We start from the raw sequence: 24,312 nt of genomic DNA, 5'->3' as shown, positions 1-24,312 counted from the left end.
ACATCCGGATTATTTGTTGAAAATCAATAGATTGAATCTAATTTTAGCATTTTGTTTAAGCCAAGTACTTTTTTGAATATGACCAGATTTTACCGCAGGTCTTGTGGATTGGGCTGCCTGAAAGGCACACAGATTAAACACAACAGCGTAACCAACATTACCTCAAATAAACTTATTTAAAAATCCATTTTACAGAATCAGGTGGAGACAAATCAAATTTATGATACATATTCTGATCAACTAATAGGTAATTGTCATTTAAGTTATTAGGACTATACGCTACTAAGATGGGGGCAGAATTATTGATGATATTTTTAGAGTATGATCCTGTAACTATCATGTCTGCTTCAATTCTAGAACCGTTAACAATAAATGTATAGTAAACTGTTTTATTCATTCTAGGCCCAGACCTAATATCATATACGTAGGCTGATGTGAATTTATAGCCTTTCTTATTTTGATCAAAATAATTCAAAATTGCAAACACAATGATAATAGTACCAATGGTAACCAAAACCCCTTTCATACTTGGTAGCTCTTCATTATCAAGGATGTCCATATGATTTACTTGTTTTGTGGGTCGATTATTTCTTGTGTTCACGTTTGAATAGCACTTCCAGCAGTAAAGATAATTTGCAGCTTGATTTAATTACAAATGTGTTGGAGGGAAGAGTAGCGTTCACAGTTTGAATTATTAATCCCACCTTCCTACTTATTGTCCGATACCTTTTGTAACTCTTCGAGCAGTCGATTTACATTCTTTCTGTTTCGACCTCTTGAAGTCAAAGACATTTGTTTGTCAGGATCGCAAATACTATTTATGAAAATCTTGTTCCCTTCGAATAAAATTGTGATTTGTTCTCCCCAACTTCCGGATAATACTCCGGGATATGTTTTGCAAATAATTACATTATTGTCGATCAAAACCGGCAACCACTCTAACTCTTGTGCTACATTTTGAATTATCATATCCTTTTCTTCCATACTCAAATCAACATCCACTTCTATTAACTTCAATCGTCTTTTTTGAAGACAATAGATATAAACACTAACAGCAATCCAAAAGCAACCAATCACAATTCTGAAAACAATCTCCTTAACAGAACCATTTATTATTAATTCTTTTAATACAAAAAACAGAAAAATCAATCCAATTATTAATATAAATATCGCCGGAGAAAAATGATTTAATTTACCCCACCAATCAAGTACTAGTTCTTTCTTAATGATCGACTCCCTAATTTGTATTCGTGTGATCATAGTATAATTCGGTTATTCTATAGCTTACCATTACTTAAACTTATCCGGCAACAGAATCCCCAATCATCCGCAAAAAAGCAAAGCCGATGAATAATTTAACAAATCATATTCCAACCCCAACACACGAATTTTGCACCGATCCATCGAAACCATCCTTATACGGCTCCAGCAAATCAACCGGCAAAATCTGAAGTGCGGAAAAACGCATATTACTATTTCAGTTTACACCACATCCGGCACACCTTACGCCTGCCCCTTGGGCCCGCCGAAATTCATCGGGAATGCATTGGCGCCGGGAAAATCAGCATCCACAATAGCGCCGTTGAGCGCCTCAAAACGCGTTACATTTTCCTTCAACGCTTTCATCAGTCGCTTGGCGTGCTGCGGTGTGAGGATGATGCGCGATTTTACGCGGGCTTTGGGCACACCGGGCATTACGGTAATGAAGTCGATTACAAACTCGGAATTGGAGTGTGTAATTACGGCGAGGTTGGAGTAAATGCCTTCGGCTACGTCTTCGGTGAGTTCGATATTGAGTTGCTGGTTGTTTTCGGGCTCGTTCATGTGTTTTGTTTTTGCTGTGATAAAGGTACGCGGCATTGACTGCACCTGCAATAACACAGTAATTTAAAACCGAAGCCCGTACATCTGCTGTACGGGCTTCGGATAATTTGAGAAAGCTCTGCGGTTACATTTCTGAACCGATGGCTTCTTTCTTGGCAGCCATAAGCTTTTCGTACTCGTCTTTCGATCCAACCACGAGTTTCTCGTAGCTGCGCAAACCGGTACCGGCAGGAATGAGGTGACCTACGATCACGTTTTCCTTCAGACCGAGCAGGGTGTCCTGCTTGCCGTTTACGGCGGCTTCGTTCAGTACTTTGGTTGTTTCCTGGAACGATGCGGCTGATACCCAGCTGTTGGTTTGCAGTGAGGCGCGGGTAATACCCTGCAGGATCTGGCTGGAGGTAGCGGCCACGGCATCGCGGGCTTCCACCAGTTTCAGGTCTTTACGCTTCAGCATGGAGTTCTCGTCGCGGAGTTTGCGTGCAGAGATGATCTGACCGGCTTTCATGGTCTGCGAATCGCCCGGATCAACAACTACCTTCTTGCCGTAGAGACGATCGTTCTCTTCCATGAAGTCGGCTTTGTTTACAATCTGGGTTTCGAGGAACATGGTATCACCCGGCTCGTCGATATCTACTTTACGCATCATCTGGCGAACAATCACCTCAAAGTGCTTATCGTTGATTTTTACACCCTGCAAGCGATATACTTCCTGTACTTCGTTTACAAGATATTCCTGTACCGATGTGGGGCCTTTGATGGCGAGGATATCGCCAGGGCTGATCGCACCATCGGAAAGGGCTTCACCTGCACGGATAAAGTCGTTTTCCTGTACAAGGATGTGTTTCGACAGCGGAACGAGGTAGGTTTTACGCTCGCCGGTGCGCGATTCTACAAGCACCTCGCGGTTACCGCGCTTGATCTTGCCAAACGATACCACACCGTCGATTTCCGATACAACCGCCGGGTTCGACGGGTTACGGGCTTCGAACAATTCGGTAACGCGGGGCAGACCACCCGTGATATCGCCTGATTTACCTACAGCGCGCGGAATCTTAACCAGAATCTGGCCGGCTTCCACTTTGGCCTCATCGTCAACCACAATGTGCGATGATACCGGGATGTTGTAAGTCTTCAGAATATCGTCGCCGCTCATGATGCGGATAGACGGGTTCTTGGTCTTGTCTTTGGATTCGATGATTACTTTCTCGCGGAAGCCTGTCTGTTCGTCAGACTCTTCGCGGAAGGTTACACCTTCTTCAATGTGCTCGAACTGAAGTGTACCCGCAAAGTCAGATACAATTACGGCGTTGTACGGATCCCAGTCGCAAATGAGCTGACCTTTCTTGAGCGTTTCACCGTTTTTCACATACAGCTGGGCGCCGTACGGAATGTTGCCGGTGGTAAGCACAATGTTGGTATTCACGTCCACGATACGCATCTCAGCCGAACGGCCGATTACTACGTCAACGCTGTCGCCTTCGGCCGTTTTGCGGCGTACGGTGCGGAGTTCGTCGATTTCGATTACACCGTCGTACTTGGCTTCGAGTTTCGATGCGGTAGCAGCACCTCCGGCCACACCACCTACGTGGAAGGTACGGAGTGTAAGCTGTGTACCAGGCTCACCGATAGACTGCGCGGCGATTACACCTACAGCTTCACCCATCTGAACCATGCGGCCGGTGGCAAGGTTACGTCCGTAACACTTCGCACACACACCCAGCTTCGATTCGCAGGTAAGTACCGAACGGATCTCCACCGACTCAATGGCCGAGTTGTCGATACGTGTGGCAAACTCTTCGGTAATCTGTTCGCCGGCAGCAATGATGAGTTCGCCGCTTTGCGGATCATATACATCATGTACAGCGGTACGGCCAAGGATACGGTCGTAGAGTGATTCCACGATTTCCTCGTTCTTCTTGAGCGGTGTAGCCACCAGCCCGCGAAGTGTGCCGCAGTCGGTTTCGGTAATGATTACGTCCTGAGCTACGTCAACCAGACGACGGGTAAGGTAACCAGCGTCAGCCGTTTTCAGCGCGGTATCGGCAAGACCTTTACGCGCACCGTGGGTAGAGATGAAGTACTCAAGAATGGACAGACCTTCTTTAAAGTTCGAGAGTACCGGGTTTTCGATAATCTCGCCGCCGGCAGAACCTGCTTTCGACGGCTTGGCCATAAGACCACGCATACCGCCGAGCTGTTTGATCTGCTCTTTCGAACCACGGGCACCTGAATCGAGCATCATGTAAACCGGGTTGAATCCCTGACGGTCTGATGAAAGCTGATCGAGTACGCGCTTGGTTACTTTCGAGTTGGTGTGTGTCCAGATGTCGATGATCTGGTTGTAACGCTCGTTGTTGGTGATGAAACCCATGTTGTAGTTGTTCATCACTTCTTCCACTTCTTCGTGGGCTTTGGCAATAAGCGTTTCCTTTTCTTCGGGGATAATAATATCGCCGAGGTTGAACGAAAGGCCACCACGGAAAGCTGCTTTAAATCCGAGTTCCTTGATATCATCGAGGAACTTCGAGGTGGCAGCCATACCGGTTTCTTTCAATACGTAACCGATAATGTCGCGAAGCGATTTCTTGGTGAGCAGTTCGTTGATATAACCAACTTCGCGCGGCACCACCTGGTTGAACAGGATACGGCCAAGCGTGGTTTCGATCACTTTGGTTGAAAGTGTACCGTCTCCGTCTTTTTCGCGGTAGTTGTCAATCTTCACATATACGTGGGCGTTCAGGTGAACGCGGCCTTCGTTGTATGCGATAATTGCTTCTTCGGCATTGTAGAAACGCAGACCCTGACCTTTAACCGTGATCTTATCATCCGTCTTCATGCCCTTGGTCATGTAGTACAGACCAAGTACCATGTCCTGCGAGGGAACCGCGATAGGCGCACCGTTTGCAGGGTTCAGGATGTTGTGCGAAGCAAGCATAAGCACCTGCGCTTCGAGGATGGCGGCATTGCCCAGGGGCACGTGCACAGCCATCTGGTCACCGTCGAAGTCGGCGTTGAAAGCCGTACATACGAGCGGGTGCAGCTGGATAGCTTTTCCTTCAATAAGTTTGGGCTGGAACGACTGAATACCGAGACGGTGCAGCGTCGGGGCGCGGTTAAGCAGCACCGGGTGGCCTTTCAGTACGTTTTCGAGAATATCCCAAACCACGGCGTCTTTGCGGTCCACAATTTTCTTGGCCGACTTCACCGTTTTCACGATTCCGCGCTCAATGAGTTTGCGGATGATAAACGGCTTGAAGAGCTCGGCCGCCATTTCTTTCGGCAAACCGCACTCGTGAAGTTTCAACTCAGGACCAACCACAATTACCGAACGTGCTGAATAGTCAACACGCTTACCGAGCAGGTTCTGACGGAAACGGCCCTGCTTACCTTTCAGTGAGTCGGACAGTGACTTCAGTGCGCGGTTCGATTCGGTTTTCACCGCGTTCGATTTACGGCTGTTGTCGAAGAGTGAGTCAACCGCTTCCTGAAGCATACGTTTCTCGTTACGGAGAATTACATCAGGAGCCTTGATCTCAATCAGTCGCTTGAGACGGTTGTTACGAATGATTACACGACGGTAGAGGTCGTTAAGGTCAGACGTAGCAAAACGGCCACCATCCAGCGGAACGAGCGGACGGAGTTCGGGCGGAATCACCGGAACTACTTTAATGATCATCCAGCCGGGGTTGTTTTCAACCACTTTGTTGGCCTGACGGAAAGCTTCTACCACCTGCAGGCGCTTGAGCGCTTCGTTCTTACGCTGCTGCGAGGTTTCGGTGTTTGCTTTGTGACGGAGTTCATACGAAAGCTCATCGAGGTTGATACCGCGGAGCAGATCGTAGAGGGCTTCGGCACCCATTTTAGCCACAAATTTGTTGGGATCGGTATCGTCGAGATACTGATTCTCTTTGGGCAGGGTTTCGAGAATTTCGAGGTACTGTTCTTCGGTGAGGAAGTCCATGTACTGGATTCCGTCTTTCCCTTTTACCCCGGGCTGAATCACCACATAACGCTCGTAATAGATAATCATATCGAGCTTCTTGGTGGGCAGTCCGAGCAGGTAGCCGATTTTGTTCGGCAGTGAGCGGAAGTACCAGATATGCGCTACCGGCACGGTAAGGTTGATGTGACCCATGCGCTCGCGGCGCACTTTTTTCTCGGTCACTTCCACACCGCAACGGTCGCAGGTAATGCCTTTATAGCGGATACGTTTGTATTTACCGCAGTGGCATTCCCAGTCTTTCACCGGCCCGAAAATACGCTCGCAGAACAGGCCGTCGCGTTCGGGCTTGTAGGTGCGGTAGTTGATGGTTTCGGGCTTGAGCACTTCTCCGCTCGAACGCTCCAGAATCGACTCGGGAGAGGCGAGACTGATGGTGATGTGCGAGAAGTTGCTCTTTACTTTGACTTCTTTGCGAAATGACATATCGCTTGTTTTTCGTTCGTGAATCAGAAGTTCCTTTAATCGAGGCTAACGTTGAGTGCAAGGCCGCGAAGTTCGTGCAACAGTACGTTGAACGATTCGGGGATGCCTGCCGGCGGCATGTTTTCGCCTTTCACGATTGCTTCGTAGGCTTTGGCACGGCCGGCCACGTCGTCTGATTTGATGGTCAGGATTTCCTGCAGAATGTTGGCTGCACCGAATGCTTCGAGTGCCCACACCTCCATCTCACCGAAACGCTGTCCGCCAAACTGCGCTTTACCACCCAACGGCTGCTGGGTAATGAGCGAGTACGGTCCGATTGAACGGGCGTGCATCTTGTCGTCAACCATGTGACCAAGTTTGAGCATGTAAATAATGCCCACTGTGGCCGGCTGGTCAAAACGCTCGCCGGTTCCACCATCGTGCAGGAAGGTACGGCCGTAGCGCGGTACGCCTGCCTCGTCGGTGTACTTATTGATCTCGTCAATGCTTGCACCGTCGAAGATCGGAGTCGAGAATTTCAGACCCAGCTTCTGTCCGGCCCAGCCAAGAACGGTTTCATAAATCTGACCCAGGTTCATACGCGAAGGTACGCCCAGCGGGTTGAGTACAATGTCAACCGGTGTTCCGTCTTCGAGGAACGGCATGTCTTCGTCACGAACAATACGGGCTACAATACCCTTGTTACCGTGACGGCCGGCCATCTTATCACCTACTTTCAGCTTACGCTTCTTGGCAATATATACTTTGGCCAGCTGAACAATGCCTGCCGGGAGTTCGTCGCCCACCTGCAGTGCAAACTTGCGGCGCTTGTACTCACCACTGATTTCGTTGAAACGAATTCCGTAGTTGTGCAGTACGGCACGCACCAGATCGTTGGTTTCCTTCTCTGCGGTCCACTTGGTGGGCTCCACATTCAGGAAATCAACTTTCTCAAGCACTTTCTGGGTAAACTTGGTGCCTTTCGAAATCACTTCTTCCTTGAGGTTGTTGAACACACCGGCAGAAGTTTTTCCATTCAGAATTGCACTCAGTTTCTCTACGAGAACGGCTTTCAGACCGGCCTCTTCCATGAGCTGCTCCTTGTCGATTTTCTCAACCAGGGTTTTCTCATCGGCTTTGGCCTTCTTGTCTTTAATCGCACGCGAGAAGAGCTTCTTGTCGATTACCACACCGCGGATTGACGGCGGAACTTTCAGTGAAGCGTCTTTCACGTCGCCTGCTTTATCACCGAAGATGGCACGGAGAAGCTTTTCTTCCGGCGAAGGATCGGTTTCACCTTTGGGGGTGATTTTACCGATAAGGATATCGCCTTCTTTTACCTCGGCACCAATGCGGATAAGGCCGGTTTCGTCGAGGTCTTTGGTCGCTTCTTCCGATACGTTCGGAATATCAGCCGTAAGTTCTTCAAGGCCGCGTTTGGTATCGCGCACTTCCATCACATACTCGTCGATGTGAATCGAGGTAAAGATGTCGTCGCGTACTACGCGTTCGTTAATTACGATAGCATCCTCGAAGTTGTAACCTTTCCAGGGCATGAAAGCAACTTTCAGGTTACGGCCGAGGGCAAGTTCAGCATCCTTGGTGGCGTAGCCTTCGCAGAGAATCTGGCCGGGCTTCACCTTATCACCTTTACGCACCATCGGTTTGATGTTGATGCAGGTGCTCTGGTTGGTTTTGCGGAACTTGGTGAGTTTGTAAACTTTCAGATCGTCGTCGAAGCTAACCAGACGCTGGTTGTCGGTGCGGTTGTAACGGATGTGGATTTCGTTGGCATCCACAAACTCTACCACGCCTTCGCCTTCGGCAGCCGCAAGCACACGCGAATCGCGGGCAATGAGGCCTTCGAGACCGGTGCCCACAATGGGTGCTTCGGGACGAAGCAGCGGAACAGCCTGGCGCTGCATGTTTGAACCCATGAGCGCACGGTTGGCGTCGTCGTGCTCAAGGAACGGAATGAGCGAAGCCGCGATTGAAGCAATCTGGTTCGGCGCTACGTCCATGAGCGAAAGCTTCTCAGGCTCGATCACCGGGAAGTCACCTTCAAGGCGGGCACGCACGCGTGTTTCTTTGAAGTTGCCTTTCTCGTCGAGGGTCATGTTGGCCTGAGCGATCATTTTGGCGTCTTCTTCTTCGGCCGAGAGATAAATAACCGGCTTGTCGATATCCGCCTTACCTTCTGTTACTGTGTGGTAAGGTGTTTCGATGAAGCCGAGCTTATTAATCTTAGCGTACACGCAAAGCGAAGAAATAAGACCAATGTTCGGACCTTCCGGTGTTTCGATGGTGCAGAGGCGGCCGTAGTGTGTATAGTGTACGTCGCGCACCTCGAAACCGGCACGTTCGCGGCTGAGACCACCCGGCCCGAGTGCCGAGAGACGACGCTTGTGCGTAATCTCGGCCAGCGGATTGGTCTGGTCCATGAACTGCGAAAGCTGGTTAGTTCCGAAGAACGAGTTGATTACCGACGAAAGTGTTTTCGCGTTAATCAGGTCGGTAGGTGTAAACACCTCGTTGTCGCGCACGTTCATGCGCTCACGGATGGTGCGGGCCATACGGGCCAGACCAACACCGAATTGTGCGTAAAGCTGTTCACCAACCGTACGAACGCGGCGGTTCGACAGGTGATCGATATCATCAATATCGGCCTTGGAATTGATCAGTTCAATCAAATACTTGATGATCTGGATGATATCGTCTTTGGTGAGAACGCGGGTCTCGTTCGAGGTGGTTTGCTTGAGCTTCTTGTTGAGGCGGTAGCGGCCCACTTCGCCGAGGTCGTAACGTTTGTCGGAGAAGAAGAGCTTGTCGATGATACCACGGGCGGTTTCTTCATCGGGCGGCTCGGCATTACGAAGCTGGCGGTAGATATGCTCCACAGCTTCTTTCTCCGAGTTGGATGTATCTTTCTGAAGGGTGTTGTAGATGATGGTGTAATCGAGATTTGCACCGTCTTCTTTGTGCAGAATTACCGACTTCACGTTGGCTTCCACAATCTGGTCGATGTGCTGTGCTTCGAGAACGGTTTCGCGGTCAATGATCACCTCGTTACGCTCGATAGACACAACTTCGCCGGTATCTTCATCTACAAAGTCTTCAACCCAGGTTTTGAGCACACGCGCAGCCAGTTTACGGCCGAGCACCGCTTTGAGGGCGGCTTTGCTCACCTTCACCTCGTCGGCAAGGTCGAAGAGTTCGAGAATGTGTTTATCGGTTTCGTAACCGATAGCACGGAGCAGCGTAGTAACCGGAAGCTTTTTCTTACGGTCGATGTACGCATACATCACGTTGTTGATGTCCGTGGCAAATTCAATCCACGAACCTTTGAACGGAATTACGCGTGCGCTGTACAGCTTGGTACCGTTTGCGTGACGGCTCTGGCCGAAAAACACGCCCGGTGAGCGGTGCAGCTGCGAAACGATAACACGTTCGGCACCGTTGATCACGAAAGTAGCGCGCGGGGTCATGTACGGGATGGTTCCCAGGTACACGTCCTGCACGATGGTTTCGAAATCTTCGTGTTCGGGATCGGTGCAATAGAGTTTGAGTTTCGCTTTGAGCGGAACACTGTAGGTAAGTCCGCGCTCAATACACTCGTCGATGGAGTAGCGCGGAGGATCTACGAAATAATCAAGAAATTCAAGCACGAAGTTGTTGCGGGCATCCGAAATCGGAAAGTTCTCGCTGAACACTTTAAAGAGTCCTTCGTCCTGACGGTTTTCGCTGGTTGTTTCAAGCTGGAAGAAGTCTTGAAACGACTTGAGCTGGATTTCAAGGAAATCCGGGTAATCCACCTGTGCTTTGCTTTTGGCAAAGTTGATGCGTTGCTGTTTTTTGCTGGTTTCCAAGGCCATGTATAATATTTTAAGTGAACAAAAACGCTAAAGCAACTTGAAACGAGGAAAGACCTGGGCGTTTTCTAAGCGAAAACGCCGCAGGTCTTAAACCCGTATTGCAGGCTGAAGCCCGGGATGAATTACTTCACCTCCACTTCAGCACCTGCGTCAACAAGTGCTTTCTTGAGCGCTTCTGCGTCCTCTTTGCTGATGCCCTCTTTTACTGCTTTGGGAGCACCGTCAACGAGATCTTTAGCTTCTTTCAGGCCGAGACCGGTAGCGTCTTTCACTACTTTCACTACCTGAAGTTTGTTAGCACCACCGTTCTTGAGAACTACGTCGAAAGCGGTTTTCTCAGCGGCAGCAGGAGCACCTGCACCACCGGCCGGAGCTGCAACAACTGCAGCAGCAGCGGGCTTAATACCGTATTCGTTTTCAAGAATGTCAGCAAGTTCTTTCACTTCTTTCACGGTGAGGTTTACGAGCTGATCAGCAAGGGCTTTTACGTCTGCCATTTTTATTGTTTTTGGATAATTAGACTTTGTTGAATTGTGTTGTTTGTTTGCGAGAACGGATTCTCAATTGTAGTCGGCCGGGAATTACTCCGGACGTTCCGAAAGGGTTTTTACCAGACCCGAGAGTGTGCCGCCCGCACTCTGCAGTGCAGAGATAACGTTTTGGGCAGGAGACTGAAGCATAGCCACCACGTCGGCGATAAGTTCATCGCGCGATTTGATAGAGGCCAGTGCATCAAGCGACTCGTCGCCGAGGTACACGCTCTGTTCTACGTAAGCCGCTTTCAGCAGAGGCTTTTTGCCGTCTTTACGGAACTCTTTAATGAGTTTCGCAGGAGCTGAATTCGACTCCGAGAACATGATGGATACGGGGCCTTTGAGGGCATCGTACATCGGGCTGTACTCACCATCGTTGGTACGCTCAAGCGCCTTGCGCAGGAGGGTATTCTTTACAACGATGAGTTCAATGTTCTGGTTAAAACACATTCTCCGCAAAGCACTCGTCTTTTCAGACGGGAGCTCAGAAGTATCGGCCAGGTAGAAATGCTTGCTGTCGGCAAGTTTCGCTGCCAGGTTTTCGATAATCTGTGTTTTTTCTTGTTTTGTCATACTTGTTGAGTATTAAGCCGGATCAAACCGAGCATTAAGCAAGCGTTTTGGTTTCTACCTGAACGCTGGGGCTCATCGTGCTCGAAAGGTATATGCTGCGCACATAAGCACCTTTTGCAGATGACGGCTTCAACTTCAGGATTGTAGAGAGAAGCTCATTCGCGTTTTCAGCAAGCATTTCGGCAGTAAATGATACTTTGCCAACTGAAGCATGTACAATACCTGCTTTGTCAACTTTGAAATCAATTTTACCACCTTTTGCGTCTTTTACCGCTTTTCCTACTTCCATTGTCACCGTTCCGGTTTTCGGGTTCGGCATCAGTCCGCGGGGACCGAGGATTTTACCCAAAGCACCCACTTTACCCATCATGCTGGGTGTGGTGATGATTACGTCCACATCAGTCCAACCTTCTTTGATCTTGGCAATGTAGTCGTCAGCACCAACAAAATCAGCACCGGCAGCTTGTGCCTCTGCTTCTTTATCGGGTGTGCAAAGTACAAGCACACGAACCGTTTTACCGGTACCGTGCGGCAGTGTAACCATGCCACGCACCATTTGATTGGCTTTGCGCGGATCTACGCCAAGACGAACGCTGATATCAACTGATGCGTCGAATTTGGTAGTAGTGATGTCTTTCACCACTTTAACAGCTTCTGTCATATAATATGCTTTAGTCATATCATACTTGGCCAGGGCTGCCTTCCGTTTTTTAGCTATACGGGCCATTCGGATTGAAATTTTGACGTGCAAACGTTTCAGGCCTTTCCCGAAACTCCGTCAGGTTAAAATTACTTCTTCAGCGGGCTCTCGCCGGCGACTGTGAGACCCATGCTTCGAGCTGTACCGGCCACCATGCTCATTGCTGACTCAATGGTGAAACAATTCAGGTCGGGCATTTTAGACTCAGCAATCTGACGCACCTGATCCCATGAAACCGAACCTACTTTTTTACGGTTCGATTCTGCTGAACCAGACTGGATCTTTGCGGCATCTTTAAGCTGAACGGCTACCGGCGGTTGTTTGATAATGAACTCAAACGATTTGTCTGAGTAAACCGTAATGATAACCGGCAGCACTTTGCCGGGGCGATCCTGCGTCCGGGCGTTGAACTGCTTGCAAAACTCCATGATGTTCACACCTTTGGCACCGAGAGCGGGACCAATGGGCGGTGAAGGGTTGGCTGCGCCACCCTTAATCTGAAGCTTAATCAGAGCACTTACTTCTTTCGCCATTTTGCAGTTTTAATGCGTTGTTTTTCTGTTATGTTGGAAGCGCGTAACAGCGGATCTAAAGCAGGTTATTCTTTTTCCACCTGCATGTAACTGAGTTCGAGCGGGGTTTTGCGACCGAAGATTTTTACCATCACCTTGAGTTTTTTCTTCTCTTCGTTGATTTCTTCGATAACACCGCTGAACGTGTTGAAAGGACCATCGATCACTTTCACGGTTTCGCCCACTACATACGTATTGAGCATGGTTTCCTCGGCTCCGGTGAGTTCATCAACCTTGCCCAGCATGCGCTTCACTTCGTGATCGCGCAGGGGGACAGGGTCGCCTGTTTTTGAACCCAGAAAACCGATGACACCGGTAATATTTTTAAGTACGTGGGGGATTTCGCCCACCAGGATACCTTCAAGCATTACATACCCGGGGAAAATATTCCGCTCTTTGGCTACTTTTTTGCCATTGCGGATCTGGATTACCTTTTCCATCGGAATAAGTACCTGCGACACGAAATCCTGCAGGCCGAGGCGGGTTACTTCCGACTCCACATACTGCTTGATTTTCTTTTCCTGCCCGTTTACCACGCGCAGTACGTACCATTTCTTGGCTTGCGTATCGTTGGTATTGCTTACTTCAGTCATCGTTCGGCTGATAAAAAATTGAGATGATCAGGCTTATCAGATTCTGATCAGATGAATTTGTAGAGGAACGACATGCCACCACGGAATGCTAAATCCATGAGAGCCACAACTATTGAAAAGATTACCGAAGCAATCATTACAATAATTGCGCTTTCCTGCAGTTCGCTCCAAGTAGGCCAGCTCACTTTGTGAACCATTTCCTGGTACACTTCGTCGAAGTATGCTCTGAGTTTGTTCATAGCGCTATTGTTGCACGGGCAGAGAGATTCGAACTCCCATCAACGGTTTTGGAGACCGCTATTCTACCATTGAACTATGCCCGTGTTTGTCTGCCGTAGCAGACGGGTTTTATTTGGCAGCGAAAGGTGCCACGAAAAAACGGGGCACCTTTCGCTGTTTTTGATCGGTTCTGGACCGTGAAGATTACTTCACGATTTCGATTACCTGACCAGCACCTACGGTACGGCCACCTTCGCGGATAGCGAAACGGAGACCTTTGTCCATAGCGATGGGAACGATCAGGTTAACGCTGATGGTTACGTTATCGCCAGGCATTACCATCTCACGACCTTCCGGCAGGGTGATTTCGCCGGTAACGTCTGTGGTACGGAAGTAGAACTGGGGACGGTATTTGTTGTGGAAGGGGGTATGACGGCCGCCTTCTTCTTTCTTCAGTACGTACACCTCAGCTTTGAACTCGGTGTGCGGGGTGATAGAACCGGGCTTCGCGATAACCATACCACGACGGATATCTTTCTTGTCGATACCACGGAGGAGGATACCTACGTTGTCACCAGCTTCGCCGCGATCGAGCAGCTTGCGGAACATTTCCACACCGGTACAGGTGGTTTTGAAGCTCTCAGTACCCATGCCGAGGATCACGAGTTCGTCACCTACGTTTACAACGCCGGTTTCGATACGGCCTGTGGCAACAGTACCACGACCGGTGATGGTGAATACGTCTTCCACGGGCATCAGGAACGGCTTATCTTTATCGCGAGCAGGTGTCGGGATGTAAGAATCAACTGCGTCCATGAGTTCCATGATCTTCTCAACCCATTTCGGCTCGTTGTTCAGGCCGCCGAGGGCAGAACCACGGATGATGGGGGTGTTGTCGCCATCGAACTTGTAGAAAGAAAGGAGTTCACGGATCTCCATCTCAACGAGGTCGAGAAGTTCGAGGTCGTCAACCATATCTACTTTGTTCATGAACACCACAAGCTGGGGAACACCAACCTGACGGGCGAGCAGGATGTGCTCACGGGTCTGGGGCATGGGGCCGTCTGTAGCAGCAACAACGAGAATAGCACCGTCCATCTGGGCAGCACCGGTAACCATGTTCTTCACATAGTCAGCGTGACCCGGGCAGTCAACGTGAGCGTAGTGACGGTTAGCTGTCTGATACTCTACGTGCGAGGTGTTGATGGTGATACCACGTTCTTTTTCCTCAGGAGCGTTGTCAATTGACGAGAAGTCACGCACCTCAGCCAGACCTTTTGAAGCAAGCACTGAAGTGATTGCAGCGGTGAGGGTGGTTTTGCCGTGGTCAACGTGACCGATGGTGCCTACGTTTACGTGCGGCTTGGAACGGTCAAATTTCTCTTTTGCCATTGCTATTGGTTTGTGTTAGGTGATTTACTGTTTGTGTTGTTGTCAAAAAATTTTATCAAAACCGCAGGGTGTTGACCACGAAGCGGACCGATTGCATTTGAAGGCTGCCCGCAATGCGAACAGCCTTTTAAAAGCTGAGCCGATGGGGGGAATTGAACCCCCGACCTCTTCCTTACCAAGGAAGTGCTCTACCACTGAGCTACATAGGCTAATAAACAGTGCTCCGGCACTTTTGGAGCGGAAGACCGGGCTCGAACCGGCCACCCTCAGCTTGGAAGGCTGATGCTCTACCAAATGAGCTACTTCCGCTTATACTGGTTTGCTGCTTAACCGGCTGCAAAACCCAGTTGTTTTGCCTGTGGGGAGAACAGGATTCGAACCTGTGAAGACTAGGTCAGCAGATTTACAGTCTGCCCTCGTTGGCCGCTTGAGTATCTCCCCAATATTTTTGCCTTGTCCGGCACAAAAACAAAAATGAGCCGGCGAAGGGACTCGAACCCCCGACCTGCTGATTACAAATCAGCTGCTCTACCAGCTGAGCTACACCGGCTGGAATGCTTCGTGTAACGGACAATTATGCACTGTTTTACTCAAAGAACGCAGGGAGTTTTTATGCTTTGCCCCCCAAAAAGGACTGCAAATGTATAAAACTTTTATCACGCAACAAATTCACGCATGTTTTTTTTCTGTATCGCCGCACTTTACATCATTTATCTCTCGCTGCATTTGAAGCCCTTAAACCAACCGGTTTTCGCACCTCCTTGATTATCAATAAAAAAACCCGGCTACAGATAAACTGTGAGCCGGGCAACCTCTCTGCCGGGGAAATTTACTTTCCCCTCAATTTTTCCTTATGTTTTTTCACCTGACGGCTTATTGCTTCGATTCCGGTATCGATAGCTTCTTCGAAGGTGCGGCACTGGCGCTTTACGTAGAGATCAGTACCGGGTACGTTGAGTTTAATTTCGGCTACTTTATTCGTTGAGCTGTCGGATTTATCGAGGCGCAGGAAGATTTCGCTGCGGATGATGCCGTCGTAGAAATGGGTGAGTTTTCCTACTTTTTCTTCAATAAAGCTGATGAGTTTTCGATCGGCGTCGAAGTGTATGGATTGAATTTGAATGTCCATAACAAGTTCCTCCTTTTTAGTGTGTTAATCAGGCACGGGGATGTGCCTGCTGATAGATGTTTTTCAACTTTTCAACCGTGTTGTGCGTGTACACCTGGGTGGCAGAGAGGTTTGCGTGGCCCAGAAGCTCTTTGATGGCGTTGAGATCAGCGCCATTATTGAGCATGTGGGTGGCAAAAGTGTGACGCAGCACGTGTGGACTTCTTTTATCAATAGTAGTGACTAAGCTAAGGTAACGTCTCACAAGCGTGTACACAAACTTCCGGGGAAGTTTTTTTCCGGTATTTTGCTGGAGCAGATACACTATACCATCGTCGGGGTCGGGTTGAATATGGCGTGTGGTTTTGAGGGCAACGAAGCCTTTCGCAAGTTCGGCAAGGGCAACGGGCACAGGCACAATGCGTTCCTTGTTTCGTTTGCCGAGTACTTTAATGGTATTGCGGGAGAAATTAAAATCATCCTGCCGCAAACCGATGAGTTCGGCCAGGCGGATGCCGGTGCCGTACAAAAGTTCCACTATAAGCCGGGCCAGTTCGGCATCGTAGGTATCTTCTCCTTCGCCGGGATTAAATGCGCGTCCGTCGAGCAGTTGCTGCATTTGTTTTTCTTCCACATACTCGGGCAGGCGGCGGGCTGTTTTTGGGCCCTGAATTTTGAGCATGGGATTTACTTTTACCCGGCCTTCGCGCATGAGAAAGCGGTAAAATGTGCGCAGGGTGGTAATTTTCCGGTTTACGGAGCGGGCAGATATGCCCTGATTCATCAGCTCAACAATCCATGAACGGATGAGCTGGTAATTGGCTTCTTCGGGAAGGATGTTATCGTAAGTAACAACCAGATAATCACGTAATTGAATAAGATCAGCCCGATAAGCGGTTTGCGTATGCGGGGAGAATCGCTTTTCAAATGCGAGATAGTCGATAAAACGGGAGATGCTGTCTTCGCTCACGAGAAAAAGAAATACACACTCTTGAACGAGATCAACTTAAAAAAGTTGCCCGGAGAGTGTGTATTTCCAATATGTAAGGCCTCAAAAAAGCGATGCGGCCAGCCTGAAGCTTACGCTTCGAGGTTCTGGTGCATTTGCTGGCGATAAATCGCTTTGAGTTTGGTTTCGCGTTTGCGAACAGAAGGCTTGGTGAATTTCTGGCGATCGCGCAGGGCACGAACTACGCCGGTTTTCTCGAATTTCTTCTTGAACTTTTTGAGTGCTTTTTCGAGCGATTCGCCTTCTTTTACAGCAACGATAATCATTTTGAACTGATTGGTTTTGTTTTATTAGGGGTGCAAATGTATGGAGTGATTTTTATTTGAGCAAGTATTTTTCACATTTAGGCTGTGAAAACCTTAAAAATCTTTGCCGCAACTTGTTGCTGCGGCTTATCTTTACGGCTTCAGATCAGCAAAAGCCTTTGAAAATATTCATCATTGGTCCTGCATTTCCGCTGCGCGGGGGGCTGGCCACCTTTAACGAACTACTTTGCCGGGCTTTGCAACAAGCCGGGCATGATTCGCGGATTGTTTCATTTTCGCTGCAATATCCTTCGTTTTTATTTCCCGGCACCACCCAATACAATGAAACGGGTATTGCACCTGCCGGTGTGCGCATTGACACATGGATTAATTCGGTTAACCCGTTTAACTGGCTCCGTGTGGGCCGCCGCATCAAACGCGAAAAGCCTGATTTGCTGATTATCCGTTTCTGGCTGCCGTTTATGGGCCCGGCACTTGGCAGTATTGCACGTATTGCCCGCAAAAACGGGCATACGCGTGTAATTGCATTGGTTGACAATGCCATTCCACACGAAAAACGGCCGGGAGATACGGCTTTTGCCCGCTATTTTCTCCGTGCCTGCCACGGCTACCTGACCATGTCGAAATCGGTGCTGAACGATTTGCGGCAGTTTACCGACTCGCCGAATAAAGTATTTACTGAGCATCCGCTTTACACATCATTCGGCGAACCCGAACCTAAACCTGCGGCCCGTGAAAAACTGAAACTTGATGCAAACGGGCGCTACCTGCTGTTTTTCGGGCTGATCCGCAAATACAAGGGCCTTGACCTGTTGCTTGAAGCCATGGCCGATGAGCGCGTGAAGGCATTGGGTGTAAAACTTATTGTGGCTGGCGAATACTACGAAGATCAGGCGCCTTATCAGGCCATCATTGACAGGCACGGGCTGGCCGACAGGCTGGTAATGCACACGCATTTTATTGCCGACGATGATGTGCGCTGGTATTTCAGCGCCTGCGACATGGTTGCTCAAACCTACCACACAGCCACACAAAGCGGCGTAACCAAAATAGCGCTGCAGTTCGACAAGCCCTCGCTGGTAACCAATGTGGGCGGACTTGGTGAAATTATTACCCACGGCCAGTCGGGCTATGTGGTGGCTCCTGAGGTAAAGGCTGTAGCCGACAGCATTGTGGATTATTACCAGAATTCACGTGAAGCGGCATTTACAGCAGCTACTATAGCCGAAAAGAAAAAGTACAGCTGGGAAGTTATGTGCGATGTTGTTGCTGATCTTTATAAAAAAATTGCGCCACGCGTATGATGATTAAAAGTAAAGCTCCGCTCAGACTCGGGTTAGCCGGTGGCGGCACCGACGTTTCGCCTTATTCTGATTTGCATGGCGGAGCCATTCTGAATGCCACAATAAGCAGTTACGCCTTTGCTGTGCTTGAGCCGCTCGACAACGGCCAGATCGAACTTGTATCGGGTTCGCCTGAACGTACGCGCAGGTACGAAGCCACTGCCGAACTTCCTTTCGACGACCGCAGTTACGAATTACAGGTAGGCGTGTACAACCGCATTGTACGCCAATTCAATGGAGGCAAGCCGCTCTCGTTTAAACTCACCACCTGGATTGAAGCGCCGCAAGGCTCCGGACTTGGCACTTCGTCAACACTGGTGGTAGCGATTATCGGTGCGTTTAAAGAATGGCTCAATCTTCCTCTCGGGCAATACGACATTGCGCACATGGCCTTTGAAATTGAGCGTATAGAGATGAAGATGGCCGGAGGCAAGCAAGACCAATATGCGGCAACCTTTGGCGGAGTAAACTTTCTGGAATTCCTTGCAAACGACAAAGTAATTGTAAACCCGCTTACTGTAAAACAGGATGTGCTGGCGGAGCTGGAAATGAATCTTCTTCTCTACTTCACCGCCACCAACCGCGACTCGGCACAGATCATTACCCATCAGGTGGAGAATGTGAAGAAGAATAATACCGAAGCTGTAGAGGCCATGCACCGGCTGAAAGAGCAGGCGGTACAAATGAAAGAATGTTTGCTGCGGGGAGAAGTGGACAAAATTGGCGATGTGCTTAATATGGGCTGGCTGAACAAGAAAAAAATGGCCGCATCCATTTCCAATTCCATGCTGGATGATATTTATGAAGCTGCGTTGCATGCAGGCGCCAGCGGAGGAAAAATTTCGGGTGCCGGAGGCGGAGGCTTTATGTTTTTTTACTGCCCGGGCACCAGCAAGCTGAATGTGCAGCAAACGCTTGAAAAATTCGGCGGGCAAGCCAAATCGTTTACATTTACAGAACACGGATTAACCACATGGACCTGCTGAATCTTTTGCAAAGCCGTATCACGGCTTCGGTGCAACTCAAACAATCGCTTCTTACCAATGAAGCCATTTTGCAAACAGTAACCCGCGTAGCCGAACTGGCTGCCGAAGCCTACCGCAACGGCAATAAAGTGATGTGGTGCGGCAATGGCGGCAGCGCAGCCGATGCACAGCATCTTGCCGCCGAACTTTCGGGTCGTTTTTATTATGATCGTGCCCCCCTTAACTCGGATGCGCTGCATGTAAATACATCGTACATGACAGCCGTGGCTAATGATTACAGCTACGATCAGGTGTACAGCCGTCTTGTGCAGGCCATGTGCCGCAAGGGCGATATACTGATCGGCCTTTCTACCAGCGGCAATTCGGGTAATGTGGTGAAAGCCTTTGAAAAGGCCCGCGAAATGGGCGTAACCACCGTAGGCTTCACCGGCGAAACCGGCGGTAAAATGAAACCGCTTAGCGATTACCTCATTAATATTCCTTCTACTGATACGCCGCGTATTCAGGAATGCCACATGCTGCTTGGCCACACGCTATGCGAAATTGTGGAACAGCAGCTTTTCCCCAAAGCATGATTACCGAAGCTGTAATACTTGCCGGCGGCTTTGGTACCCGGCTCAAAGCAGTGGTAAGCGATGTGCCCAAGCCCATGGCCCCGGTAAACGGCAGCCCGTTTCTGCATTATCTTCTGGAATATATTGCCGCCGCCGGAATTAAGCGTGTGGTACTTTCTACCGGCTACATGGCCGAGAAAGTGCGCACACATTTTGGCCACGAATATTGCGGCATGGAAATAGCCTACTGTGAAGAAAAAACGCCACTGGGCACCGGCGGCGGAATACGTCTGGCACTGGAGCATTGCCACACTGAAAATGTGCTGGTGCTTAACGGCGATTCTTTTTTTGCCGTGCCGCTTGAGGAATACTTTAAAGCGCACAATGAATCGGGAGCGATGGCCTCGCTGGCTTTGCGGCCGGTTGAAGATGGTTCGCGTTACGGAACCATTTCGCTTGAGGGCCGCCGCGTGACGGCTTTCCGCGAAAAATCGGCAGAAATAACCGGCCCTGCTTTGATAAACGGCGGCGTGTATGTACTAAACCGCGCGTACTATCTTGCCGCCACACCGGCCGATTCAGCATTCAGCATTGAATACGATTTTTTTGCCAGACAGGCACCTGAAGCGCATTTGCATGGCTTCGTTAGCGATGGTTATTTTATTGATATCGGGATTCCCGAAGACTATGCCCGCGCGCAGCTTGAACTGGGCGTAAGCGATTAGTTGCTTAGTCTTTGTAGCACACGTAAATCATTTCGCCGGCCGGTAAGCGATAGCGATCGACCTCTTCAGGCGTGAGTTGATTTACGTAATCATCAACTACCACGCGGAAACCGGCTGCGGCTAAGCGGTCTTTGTAATCGAGTCCGAAAAGGCGTACATGGTCTTTTTGCCAGAAATGCTTTTCGCGTTCACGCGGGTCGGTGATTGATTTGTCTTCGTAGGTTTTTTCGCGGTTGGTATCAAGCGGCACCTGAAACACGCCCCAGCCGCCCGGTTTCATGATGCGGTAGAGCTGGCGCATGCACACATTAGCATCGTCCACATGCTCAAGTACATGGTTGCAGAAAATCACATCAAACTCATTATCGCCGAAGGGCGGATTGTGCAAATCCATGTGTACATCGGCAATGGGCGAGTTGAGATCAGCGGTGGTGTATTTCAGGTTATCCATTTTGCGGAACAGTTTGTAGAAACACTGTTCGGGTGCAACGTGCAGCATGGATGTGTTGCGGGTAAAAAAGTCGGTACGGTTTTTAAGCCAGAGCCAGAGCAGGCGGTGGCGTTCGAGCGAAAGGCTGCCGGGGCAAAGTACATTTTTGCGTTTGGCATGGCCCGAATAGCCGTAGGGCAAAAACTTGCGGTATGATTTGCCGCTGATCGGATCGGTATAGCGGGTGCCTTTATAGAGATAAGGCGCTATTTTACTAAACAGCAGACTGAACTGTATGAGAATGGGACGCGGAATAACGCGAAGCAGAAAATGAAACATCGGGCAATGCCTTTCTTAAAGGTAAACAGCCCGGACAAAATTGTCCGGGCTGCAAATTTACGATTAAAAATCAAGCGGTTACTTGCTCATCTGCTCGGCCATTTGAAACGCGGCATACAAGTCAACCACTCCGCCGGTAAGGCTGAGTTTGCTGAATTTAATCTTCTTCTTCTTGCTGCCCGGCTTTACCACTTTCTTTTTGGCAAGCGACTTATCGGTTGAGTTTTCGATAATTTGTTTTAACTGAGCTGCGGTGAGTTTGGGGAAATACGACTTGAGTACGGCGGCCACACCGGCACAAACGGGAGCGGCCATGCTGGTTCCGCTTTGGGGAATATAGCCACCGTTTACTTTGCAGGAGTTGATATCCACACCGGGGGCAAACACATCAACCTGCATTTTGCCATAGTTGCTGAAAGGAGCAACCGAGGCTTTTCCGCTTTTCCACGAAAGGGCGCCTACTTCAATCCAGTTATCAGCACTGCCGCCGCCAAGGAAATCGTTGTTGGGAAAATTATCGGTAGCATCGTTGTCTTTGCTGTCGTTGCCGGCAGCATGAATGAGCAGCACGCCTTTGCTCTGTGCATATCGCACCGCATCATCAACCACACTCTTATTGCTGCCATAGGATTTACCGAAGCTCATATTTATGATTTGCGCACCGTTATCAACTGCATAGCGGATGGCGTTGGCCACATCCTTATCGCGCTCATCACCATCGGGCACGCAACGCACACCCATAATTTTCACAAACTGCGCCACACCTTTAATGCCTATGTTGTTATCGCGCACACCGGCAATAATACCGGCTACGTGTGTGCCGTGCGAAGCATCGGGGCCTTTCACATCGTTGTTTCCGTAAAACTGTTCGGAAGGATCCTCGTAATTATCACCCACAATTGAACGTGAATCATAATCCAGATCAAGGTGATAATTTACACGGGCATAAAGCTGTGCATATCCTTCGGCAATTTCAGTTTGAAAATTTCCCCATGACTCCTGATCTTTAATAATGAGGAGTTTGATGCGGCTATGGAATTTTTCATATTTCTCTGACGGCTTATAGGCGGCAAAGTCTTCATACATTACTGTATCTACACCACGCTGCACTTTAATGTCGGCTACCATGCCATCCATGAGTTTTTTTACCGGACGAAGTTGCTCAAGATATTTGCTCATCTCCGCAAGTTCCTTGTCATGATCGGCCTTCATCTTGATGTAACGCTGATAATCGGCCTGTTCTGTAGCTGAAATATCGGCGGCTGTTTTGTTTTTAAACCGCTTCATGAGCGGTTTAAGCTGGCGCGTACGCTCGAGTTGATCGTACTGTACGTTACGGCCGTCTTTATTGCCCAGAAAATTCCAGCCGTGGATATCATCCACGTAGCCGTTTTTATCGTCATCAATGCCATTTCCGGCAATTTCCTTGCGGTTTACCCACATTACGGGGGCAAGGTCTTCGTGTTTATAATCCACACCGCCATCGAGTACGGCCACAATTACCGTATCGCCTTTGCGGCCTTTTACAAGGTCGGCATAGGTTTGTTCGGTTTTTACACCACGCACACCATCCTGTGCAAAAGAAAGGTTAAACCAGTTTTCGGGAGCTTTGGCGTTTTGTGCGCCGAGGAGCGACGCTGTAAAAACGGCAATGCCTAAAAAGAGTTTGTTCATTGAGGATCAGATAAGCAGTTATTTTAAAATTTCGCGGGCAATTACCAGCTTCTGAATTTCGGAGGTGCCTTCGCCAATGGTACAGAGTTTAGAATCGCGGTAATATTTTTCTACCGGAAAATCCTTTGTGTAGCCATATCCGCCAAAAACCTGTACGGCTTCGTTCGACACTTTTACGCATACTTCGGAGGCGTAATATTTTGCAAAGGCGCTTTCTTTGGTCATCTTCTCGCCACGGTTTTTGAGGTCGGCGGCCTGGAAGGTGAGCAGTTCGGCGGCTTCAATTTCGGTAGCCATATCGGCCAGTTTGAAGCCGATGGCCTGAAAGTGGGCAATTGGCTGACCAAACTGCTGGCGTTCCTGTGCGTATTTGAGCGAGGCTTCGTAGGCACCTTTGGCAATGCCCAGCGAAAGCGCGGCAATGGAAATACGGCCACCGTCGAGCACTTTCATGGCCTGCACAAAGCCCTGCCCTACTTCGCCCAGAATATTGTCTTTGTGTACACGGCAATTATCGAAAATCACTTCGGCTGTTTCGCTGGCGCGCATACCGAGTTTGTTTTCTTTTTTGCCTGCACTGAAACCGGGTGTGCCGCGTTCTACCACAAAAGCTGTAATGCCTTTGGAGTCGAGCAGTTCGCCGGTGCGCACGAGCACTACAATTACATCCGACGAAATGCCGTGTGTGATCCAGCACTTGGTACCGTTAATTACCCAGTAGTCGCCATCCTGCACGGCGGTGCATTTCATGCGCATGGCATCAGAGCCGGTGTTGGGTTCGGTAAGGCCCCAGGAGCCAATCCACTCACCTGTGGCTAATTTGGGCAGCCATTTTTTCTTCTGCGCTTCGTTACCGAATTGCAGAATGTGGCCTGTACAAAGTGAATTGTGTGCCGCCATGGAAAGACCGATGGAACCGCAGATTTTGCCGAGTTCGGTAATGGCAGTTACATATTCAAAATAGCCGAAACCGGCTCCGCCATATTCTTCAGGCACAAGCACACCAAGCAAACCGAGTTCGCCCAGTTGTTTCATAATGTGAATGGGGAACTCCTGCGATTCGTCCCACTCCATAAAGTGCGGGCGGATGTGTTCTTCACCAAACTTGCGGATGACATCGGCAATCATTGCCTGATTTTCATTCTGCGTATATTCCATAGCGGGTTTAAATGGCTGAATTAAACGGGAGCGC

The 24,312-nt window shown here is 49.3% G+C and carries 22 protein-coding genes and 5 tRNA genes; 4 read left to right on the top strand and 23 right to left on the bottom strand.

What is annotated here, in order from left to right; genetic code table 11:
* Nucleotides 1-172: 172 nt before the first annotated feature.
* The 20 genes from IM638_02685 to IM638_02590 form a co-directional block, all read right to left on the bottom strand.
* Nucleotides 173-559 carry a hypothetical protein gene (locus IM638_02685; protein ID MCA6361913.1) on the bottom strand — a complete coding sequence of 129 codons (387 nt, stop codon included), beginning with the start codon at nucleotides 557-559 and terminating at the stop codon, nucleotides 173-175.
* Nucleotides 560-708: 149 nt separating this feature from the next.
* Nucleotides 709-1,260 carry a hypothetical protein gene (locus IM638_02680; GenBank protein MCA6361912.1) on the bottom strand — a complete coding sequence of 184 codons (552 nt, stop codon included), beginning with the start codon at nucleotides 1,258-1,260 and terminating at the stop codon, nucleotides 709-711.
* Nucleotides 1,261-1,503: 243 nt separating this feature from the next.
* The gene (locus IM638_02675) at nucleotides 1,504-1,824 is read right to left on the bottom strand and encodes a DUF3467 domain-containing protein (protein ID MCA6361911.1); all 321 of its coding nucleotides are present in this window, start codon (nucleotides 1,822-1,824) and stop codon (nucleotides 1,504-1,506) included.
* 124 nt (nucleotides 1,825-1,948) lie between these two features.
* Entirely contained in the window at nucleotides 1,949-6,253 is a 4,305-nt protein-coding gene (rpoC, locus tag IM638_02670) for a DNA-directed RNA polymerase subunit beta' (protein MCA6361910.1), read from the bottom strand.
* Between the two features lie 35 nt (nucleotides 6,254-6,288).
* A complete protein-coding gene (gene rpoB / locus IM638_02665) occupies nucleotides 6,289-10,104 on the bottom strand; it encodes a DNA-directed RNA polymerase subunit beta (protein ID MCA6361909.1) in 3,816 nt (1,271 codons plus the stop codon).
* A gap of 122 nt (nucleotides 10,105-10,226) precedes the next feature.
* Complete coding sequence (rplL, locus tag IM638_02660) at nucleotides 10,227-10,601, bottom strand: 50S ribosomal protein L7/L12 (GenBank protein MCA6361908.1); 375 nt, start codon at nucleotides 10,599-10,601, stop codon at nucleotides 10,227-10,229.
* Nucleotides 10,602-10,685: 84 nt separating this feature from the next.
* The gene (locus IM638_02655) at nucleotides 10,686-11,210 is read right to left on the bottom strand and encodes a 50S ribosomal protein L10 (protein ID MCA6361907.1); all 525 of its coding nucleotides are present in this window, start codon (nucleotides 11,208-11,210) and stop codon (nucleotides 10,686-10,688) included.
* A gap of 34 nt (nucleotides 11,211-11,244) precedes the next feature.
* A complete protein-coding gene (locus tag IM638_02650) occupies nucleotides 11,245-11,937 on the bottom strand; it encodes a 50S ribosomal protein L1 (protein MCA6361906.1) in 693 nt (230 codons plus the stop codon).
* Nucleotides 11,938-11,999: 62 nt separating this feature from the next.
* Nucleotides 12,000-12,443 (bottom strand): 50S ribosomal protein L11, encoded by a 444-nt coding sequence (rplK, locus tag IM638_02645; GenBank protein ID MCA6361905.1) that lies wholly within the window; start codon nucleotides 12,441-12,443, stop codon nucleotides 12,000-12,002.
* Between the two features lie 65 nt (nucleotides 12,444-12,508).
* Complete coding sequence (nusG, locus tag IM638_02640) at nucleotides 12,509-13,075, bottom strand: transcription termination/antitermination factor NusG (GenBank protein ID MCA6361904.1); 567 nt, start codon at nucleotides 13,073-13,075, stop codon at nucleotides 12,509-12,511.
* 47 nt (nucleotides 13,076-13,122) lie between these two features.
* Nucleotides 13,123-13,314, bottom strand: coding sequence for a preprotein translocase subunit SecE (gene secE, locus IM638_02635; GenBank protein MCA6361903.1), 192 nt, complete (start codon nucleotides 13,312-13,314; stop codon nucleotides 13,123-13,125).
* 13 nt (nucleotides 13,315-13,327) lie between these two features.
* A tRNA-Trp gene (locus IM638_02630) sits at nucleotides 13,328-13,398 on the bottom strand.
* A gap of 100 nt (nucleotides 13,399-13,498) precedes the next feature.
* Nucleotides 13,499-14,686 (bottom strand): elongation factor Tu, encoded by a 1,188-nt coding sequence (tuf, locus tag IM638_02625; GenBank protein MCA6361902.1) that lies wholly within the window; start codon nucleotides 14,684-14,686, stop codon nucleotides 13,499-13,501.
* A 137-nt stretch (nucleotides 14,687-14,823) separates the two neighbouring features.
* Nucleotides 14,824-14,895: transfer RNA gene (locus IM638_02620), tRNA-Thr, on the bottom strand.
* Between the two features lie 24 nt (nucleotides 14,896-14,919).
* Nucleotides 14,920-14,995, bottom strand: a tRNA-Gly gene (locus IM638_02615).
* A gap of 50 nt (nucleotides 14,996-15,045) precedes the next feature.
* Nucleotides 15,046-15,127 (bottom strand) — tRNA-Tyr (locus IM638_02610).
* 36 nt (nucleotides 15,128-15,163) lie between these two features.
* A tRNA-Thr gene (locus tag IM638_02605) sits at nucleotides 15,164-15,236 on the bottom strand.
* Nucleotides 15,237-15,515: 279 nt separating this feature from the next.
* Nucleotides 15,516-15,815 carry a ribosome-associated translation inhibitor RaiA gene (raiA, locus tag IM638_02600; protein MCA6361901.1) on the bottom strand — a complete coding sequence of 100 codons (300 nt, stop codon included), beginning with the start codon at nucleotides 15,813-15,815 and terminating at the stop codon, nucleotides 15,516-15,518.
* A gap of 28 nt (nucleotides 15,816-15,843) precedes the next feature.
* Complete coding sequence (locus tag IM638_02595) at nucleotides 15,844-16,749, bottom strand: tyrosine-type recombinase/integrase (GenBank protein MCA6361900.1); 906 nt, start codon at nucleotides 16,747-16,749, stop codon at nucleotides 15,844-15,846.
* Nucleotides 16,750-16,874: 125 nt separating this feature from the next.
* Nucleotides 16,875-17,069, bottom strand: coding sequence for a 30S ribosomal protein S21 (locus IM638_02590; GenBank protein ID MCA6361899.1), 195 nt, complete (start codon nucleotides 17,067-17,069; stop codon nucleotides 16,875-16,877).
* A 158-nt stretch (nucleotides 17,070-17,227) separates the two neighbouring features.
* On the opposite strand from IM638_02590, the gene IM638_02585 reads away from it, so the two are divergent.
* From IM638_02585 to IM638_02570, 4 genes are read left to right on the top strand one after another with little or no spacing between them, the layout of a single operon-like run.
* Nucleotides 17,228-18,373 (top strand): glycosyltransferase, encoded by a 1,146-nt coding sequence (locus IM638_02585; protein ID MCA6361898.1) that lies wholly within the window; start codon nucleotides 17,228-17,230, stop codon nucleotides 18,371-18,373.
* Nucleotides 18,370-19,398, top strand: coding sequence for a dehydrogenase (locus tag IM638_02580; GenBank protein ID MCA6361897.1), 1,029 nt, complete (start codon nucleotides 18,370-18,372; stop codon nucleotides 19,396-19,398). Before IM638_02585 ends, IM638_02580 begins: the two co-directional genes overlap by 4 nt.
* On the top strand, nucleotides 19,386-19,973 hold the full coding sequence (locus tag IM638_02575; protein ID MCA6361896.1) for a D-sedoheptulose 7-phosphate isomerase: 588 nt from the start codon (nucleotides 19,386-19,388) through the stop codon (nucleotides 19,971-19,973). Before IM638_02580 ends, IM638_02575 begins: the two co-directional genes overlap by 13 nt.
* Entirely contained in the window at nucleotides 19,970-20,677 is a 708-nt protein-coding gene (locus IM638_02570) for a nucleotidyltransferase family protein (protein MCA6361895.1), read from the top strand. The genes IM638_02575 and IM638_02570 overlap by 4 nt, the downstream gene beginning before the upstream one ends.
* A 4-nt stretch (nucleotides 20,678-20,681) precedes the next feature.
* On the opposite strand, the gene IM638_02565 is transcribed toward IM638_02570, so the two are convergent.
* The 3 genes from IM638_02565 to IM638_02555 all read right to left on the bottom strand — a co-directional run bounded on the left by IM638_02565 (nucleotide 20,682) and on the right by IM638_02555 (nucleotide 24,278).
* Nucleotides 20,682-21,446: a class I SAM-dependent methyltransferase gene (locus IM638_02565; GenBank protein MCA6361894.1), complete on the bottom strand. Its 765-nt coding sequence runs from the start codon at nucleotides 21,444-21,446 to the stop codon at nucleotides 20,682-20,684.
* Nucleotides 21,447-21,524: 78 nt separating this feature from the next.
* Nucleotides 21,525-23,120 carry a S8 family peptidase gene (locus IM638_02560; GenBank protein ID MCA6361893.1) on the bottom strand — a complete coding sequence of 532 codons (1,596 nt, stop codon included), beginning with the start codon at nucleotides 23,118-23,120 and terminating at the stop codon, nucleotides 21,525-21,527.
* An 18-nt stretch (nucleotides 23,121-23,138) separates the two neighbouring features.
* Nucleotides 23,139-24,278 carry an acyl-CoA dehydrogenase family protein gene (locus tag IM638_02555; protein ID MCA6361892.1) on the bottom strand — a complete coding sequence of 380 codons (1,140 nt, stop codon included), beginning with the start codon at nucleotides 24,276-24,278 and terminating at the stop codon, nucleotides 23,139-23,141.
* Nucleotides 24,279-24,312: the final 34 nt, after the last annotated feature.

It is taken from the genome of Bacteroidota bacterium, assembly GCA_020402865.1.
Taxonomy (GTDB): Bacteria; Bacteroidota; Bacteroidia; order Palsa-965; family Palsa-965.
The sequence above is the reverse complement of the archived record's forward strand: the minus strand, read 5'-3'. Positions and strand labels throughout refer to the sequence as shown.

What these genes read in the sequence shown, in the direction of transcription:
- IM638_02555 (MCA6361892.1), bottom strand. Translation starts at nt 24,278, where the DNA reads ATGGAATATACGCAGAATGAAAATCAGGCAATGATTGCCGATGTCATC.
- IM638_02565 (MCA6361894.1), bottom strand. Translation starts at nt 21,446, where the DNA reads ATGTTTCATTTTCTGCTTCGCGTTATTCCGCGTCCCATTCTCATACAG.
- IM638_02590 (MCA6361899.1), bottom strand. Translation starts at nt 17,069, where the DNA reads ATGATTATCGTTGCTGTAAAAGAAGGCGAATCGCTCGAAAAAGCACTC.
- rplL (MCA6361908.1), bottom strand. Translation starts at nt 10,601, where the DNA reads ATGGCAGACGTAAAAGCCCTTGCTGATCAGCTCGTAAACCTCACCGTG.
- IM638_02675 (MCA6361911.1), bottom strand. Translation starts at nt 1,824, where the DNA reads ATGAACGAGCCCGAAAACAACCAGCAACTCAATATCGAACTCACCGAA.
- IM638_02680 (MCA6361912.1), bottom strand. Translation starts at nt 1,260, where the DNA reads ATGATCACACGAATACAAATTAGGGAGTCGATCATTAAGAAAGAACTA.
- IM638_02560 (MCA6361893.1), bottom strand. Translation starts at nt 23,120, where the DNA reads ATGAACAAACTCTTTTTAGGCATTGCCGTTTTTACAGCGTCGCTCCTC.
- rplK (MCA6361905.1), bottom strand. Translation starts at nt 12,443, where the DNA reads ATGGCGAAAGAAGTAAGTGCTCTGATTAAGCTTCAGATTAAGGGTGGC.
- nusG (MCA6361904.1), bottom strand. Translation starts at nt 13,075, where the DNA reads ATGACTGAAGTAAGCAATACCAACGATACGCAAGCCAAGAAATGGTAC.
- rpoB (MCA6361909.1), bottom strand. Translation starts at nt 10,104, where the DNA reads ATGGCCTTGGAAACCAGCAAAAAACAGCAACGCATCAACTTTGCCAAA.
- IM638_02575 (MCA6361896.1), top strand. Translation starts at nt 19,386, where the DNA reads ATGGACCTGCTGAATCTTTTGCAAAGCCGTATCACGGCTTCGGTGCAA.
- IM638_02580 (MCA6361897.1), top strand. Translation starts at nt 18,370, where the DNA reads ATGATGATTAAAAGTAAAGCTCCGCTCAGACTCGGGTTAGCCGGTGGC.
- raiA (MCA6361901.1), bottom strand. Translation starts at nt 15,815, where the DNA reads ATGGACATTCAAATTCAATCCATACACTTCGACGCCGATCGAAAACTC.
- IM638_02655 (MCA6361907.1), bottom strand. Translation starts at nt 11,210, where the DNA reads ATGACAAAACAAGAAAAAACACAGATTATCGAAAACCTGGCAGCGAAA.
- IM638_02570 (MCA6361895.1), top strand. Translation starts at nt 19,970, where the DNA reads ATGATTACCGAAGCTGTAATACTTGCCGGCGGCTTTGGTACCCGGCTC.
- rpoC (MCA6361910.1), bottom strand. Translation starts at nt 6,253, where the DNA reads ATGTCATTTCGCAAAGAAGTCAAAGTAAAGAGCAACTTCTCGCACATC.
- IM638_02650 (MCA6361906.1), bottom strand. Translation starts at nt 11,937, where the DNA reads ATGGCCCGTATAGCTAAAAAACGGAAGGCAGCCCTGGCCAAGTATGAT.
- tuf (MCA6361902.1), bottom strand. Translation starts at nt 14,686, where the DNA reads ATGGCAAAAGAGAAATTTGACCGTTCCAAGCCGCACGTAAACGTAGGC.
- IM638_02685 (MCA6361913.1), bottom strand. Translation starts at nt 559, where the DNA reads ATGGACATCCTTGATAATGAAGAGCTACCAAGTATGAAAGGGGTTTTG.
- secE (MCA6361903.1), bottom strand. Translation starts at nt 13,314, where the DNA reads ATGAACAAACTCAGAGCATACTTCGACGAAGTGTACCAGGAAATGGTT.